Source organism: Streptomyces sp. NPDC054932, from assembly GCF_053610205.1.
This window is the reverse complement of record NZ_JBSGXU010000347.1, coordinates 1-3,706: the sequence shown is the minus strand read 5'-3', so window position 1 is coordinate 3,706 and position 3,706 is coordinate 1. Positions and strand designations below refer to the sequence as shown.

Annotated in this window: 2 protein-coding genes; one reads left to right on the top strand and one right to left on the bottom strand. The window is 71.1% G+C overall.

All coding sequences use genetic code 11. From position 1 onward, the window contains the following. Positions 1-46: 46 nt before the first annotated feature. Positions 47-1,747, bottom strand: coding sequence for a lytic transglycosylase domain-containing protein (locus ACWGE1_RS40475; protein ID WP_453425470.1), 1,701 nt, complete (start codon positions 1,745-1,747; stop codon positions 47-49). Between the two features lie 379 nt (positions 1,748-2,126). Between ACWGE1_RS40475 and ACWGE1_RS40470 the strand changes: the two genes are divergently transcribed. Next, positions 2,127-2,723, top strand: coding sequence for a dihydrofolate reductase family protein (locus ACWGE1_RS40470; protein WP_453425469.1), 597 nt, complete (start codon positions 2,127-2,129; stop codon positions 2,721-2,723). Positions 2,724-3,706 lie beyond the last annotated feature (983 nt).

Here is a 3,706-nt window from a genome sequence, read left to right as displayed (position 1 = left end):
CCCCGGCACCGTGTGGACGGTGCCGGGGGCCACTGGCGCATCCGGATCAGGGGCGGGCTGCCGTCTTCGCGGGAGCCGGGGCCGTGGTCGGGGTCGGTGCCGGGGCCGGGGTCGTCTCCGGAGCCGTGATCTTGAGCTCCAGGACCAGGGTCACGTTCTCCTTGGTGGTCAGGCGCACGAAGTAGGTGCCCTGGGCCACGTCCGTGGTGAACAGCTCCGGCAGGACGATCTTGCCGTCGGTGCCCGACTTGGGCAGCAGCCGGCCGAACACCTTCTTTCCGGCCTCGTCCTTGAAGTACGGGCTCTTGGCGGTCGCCGGGTCCACCGGCACCCACTTGCCGTCCGCACCCTTCACGACCAGGTCGGCGACGGTCTCCGTACCGGCGACGGCCTTCCCGGCGGAGGTGGCGAAGACCTCCACGTCCTTGACGCTCGTACCGGCGACCGCCTCCAGCGGCTTCGCACCGTCGGCGCGGGCCAGCCGGTCCGCGACCGTGACGGTGACCTTGCCGTCGAACGCCACGGTGAACCGGCCCTGCTGGTCGTAGGCCGAGACCCGCAGCGTGAAGGTGCCGGCCTTGGGGCCCGCCTTGAGCCCGGGCGCGGCGGCGATGCCGTCGGCGCCGGCCTTGACCACCAGGGAGTCGGCCGTCCCGAAGCGGGTGCCGCCGGTGGTGTCTCCCTCGACCGCGAAGATCACCTCCTGGTTGACGGCGGGCTTGCCGTCGCTGAGGAGCACCTTGACCCGCGGGACCTCCGTGAAGGCCGCACCCGCCTCGGCCGTCAGGCCGGTGCCGCCGAGGACCGTCAGCTCCGTCAGGTGCGGGGCGGGCGGCTTCGGCTTCTCCGGCGTGGTCGGAGTCGGTGTGGGGGTCGGGGTGGGGGTCGGGGTGGGCTTGTTCTTCACCGGAGACGTCGGCGTGATCGGCACCTGCGGGGTGGGCAGGGTGCCCGGCGGCTGCGTCGGGTAGTTCCCGGCGGGCGGGTTCGGCACCTCGGCGGCGCCGCCGGCCTGGTACTGCCGCATGTAGCCGAGCACGGTGTTCACGTACTCGCGGGAGTTGTTGTAGCTGAGGATCGCCGAGTCGAGCTTGGCCGCGACCGACAGGTCACGGTCGCCGGCGCACAGGTAGAGACCCGCGCCGAGCGCCGCATCGTAGATGTTGTTCGGATCGCGCTTGGAGTCGCCGTTGCCGTCGGCGCCCCAGGTGGCCCAGGTGGACGGGATGAACTGCATCGGGCCGACGGCCCGGTCGTACACCGCGTCCGCGTCCCACTCGCCCTTGTCCGTGTCCCGGATCTCGGCGAAGCCGTTGCCGTCCAGACGGGGGCCGCGGATGGGCTTCTCGGTGTAGCCGTCGGCCTTGAGGCCGTAGCCGGAGGCGTGGACGGACTCGACCCGGCCGATGCCGGCGAGCAGCTCCCAGGGCAGCTTGCAGCCTGGGAGCGCGGCGGCCACCGACACCTGGGCACGGTTGTAGGCGTCGAGGGCGGTCGCGGGTATCCCGCTGGCCCCCTCCTGCGCGCCCGCCCCGGTGGGCGGCGGGTCGGCGACGATGTCGGGCAGGTCCAGCCGGGCGTCACCGCGGTCGGTGGCCTGCGGACTGTCCGGGGTGGGCCCGGACTCTCCCGCGTCGGCGGTCGACGGACTGGTCACGACCGCGGCGGTGGTCAGGCTGGCCGCGAGCGCGGCGGTGCACAGGACCTTGCGCGAGGTGTTGACGAGGTGGCGGTGAAGCGGCTTCACAGTGCGGCGATCCCCCCAAGGAGCCGTCAAAGGTCTACGGCTGGTCTAGCCGTGAATATCCACTGTCTATCAGGTATTCGAACCCGACTCGCCGTGCCACCGGGATATGTGACGCACCATTCGTCTCGGCTTCACCGGGGTCTCCCGGCCGAACGGACAGATCCCCCGACTTCCCGCCCGAATCACCCCGTTGACCGCCTATTTATACCTCTCCTGACGGAGGTCGCCACAGATCGCACCGCGGCCGGGTACCGTGCCCCGGGAGCCGCCGGCGATGTGATCCGGATCACTTACCGGAATCCCGTCGGGTGCGATGAATTCCGGGGCGCGCGGCAGTCTCCCTTGCGTACCCACCGGGCCGAGGAAGAGGAACGACTCCATGCGCATCGTCATCACCGAGTTCATCAGCCTGGACGGCGTCGTACAGGCCCCCGGCGGTCAGGGCGAGGACAATGACGGCGACTTCGCCCACGGCGGCTGGTCGCACCCCTTCTTCGACCCGGAGGTGGTGGGCGGCTCCTTCACCGAGGCGATGGAGAACGCGGAGGCGCTGCTGTTCGGGCGGCGCACCTGGCAAACGATGGCCGCGGCGTGGCCCGAGCGGGCGGGCGACCCGTTCGCCGACCGGATGAACTCCATCCCGAAGTACGTCGTGTCACGCACCCTGGACGAGTCCGACCTGAAGTGGAACAACACCACGCTCATCGCGGGCGAGAAGGCCGTCGCCCGCATCCGGGAACTGCACGGGGCCGAGGGCGGCGACCTGGTGGTCATGGGCAGCCCCACCCTCGTACGCACCCTGCTGAGCGAGGGCCTGGTCGACGAACTCCGGCTGATGGTCATGCCGGTGCTGCTCGGCGGCGGCAAGTCGATCTTCCCTGCCGACGGCGGCCTGCACACTCTCGAACTGGCCTCCACGGCCATCAGCCCGGCGGGGGTGCACGTGTGCACCTACCGCCCGGCCGCCAAGAACTAGCGGCCGGGCGGGGAGAGCTGCGGCGCGGCCGGGGGCGGGGGCGGTGGCGGTGGCGGTGGCGGTGGCGGTGGCTTCGGGGACGGGGCTTCGGTGGGGCGGTGGCCAGGGATGTGTATGGGGGTTTCCCGTCAGTCCCATCGTCTCTCCGTGTCGGGCCGGCCCCTCAAGGGCGCTCCTCCTTCGTCGTCGCGTCGCTGCGCGATGGCCTTCGGCCACCCTTGACCGCCCGTCCCGCCCCGGACATACGAAGACTGCCGGGAAACCCCCAAAGAAACGGGCCGGGGGACGCTTTCCAGGGACGGGGCGGTCGGAGATGGGCGGCCTCGTCCCGGTCGGGCACGACCGGCAGGCGGGGCCCATGAGAGGGACCTGCCGGGTCGGGGGAGGCGCACCAAATCGCTACGCGCTCCTCATCTCTCGGCGTCCGACGGCCGTCTGGGGCTGGACATAGGCCGCCCGCGAGCATGGGAAGTCCTCATTGACTGCGTCCGGCGGCTGTCGGGGGCAGGAAACGCCTGCGACTACGGCTATTCGGTAGTGGAGCCGGGTCAGCGAGGGTGGGCGGCCCAAAAGGCCAGCCTTTTGCCCCAATTGCGGTTGTTTGGGCGCCGTTTCGTGGAGTCGTCCTCGCCCTGACCCGCATTCACTACGAAATAGGTGAAGTACCGGCCGTCAGCCCCTCCCACCGGCACTCATCAGCCCCGGCCGGCCTCCGGTCGCGGTCAAGGGCCAGCCTCCACGGCTCGTGGGCGGCCTATGTCCAGCCCAAGACGGTCGTCGGACGCTGAGAGATGAGGAGCGCGTAGCGATCGGACGCGCCTCCCCCGACCCGGGGCCAGGGCTCGATGGGCCCCGCCTGCCGGTCGTGCCCCACCCCGACCAAGCCGCCCATCTCCGACCGCCCCGTCCTGATCCTCGATCCCCCGGCCCGTTCCTTTGGGGGTTTCCCGGCAGTCTTCGTATGTCCGGGGCGGGACGGGCGG

Bases quoted from the DNA above. Each gene is read 5' to 3' on its own strand.
- ACWGE1_RS40470 (WP_453425469.1), top strand. From the start codon at position 2,127: ATGCGCATCGTCATCACCGAGTTCATCAGCCTGGACGGCGTCGTACAG.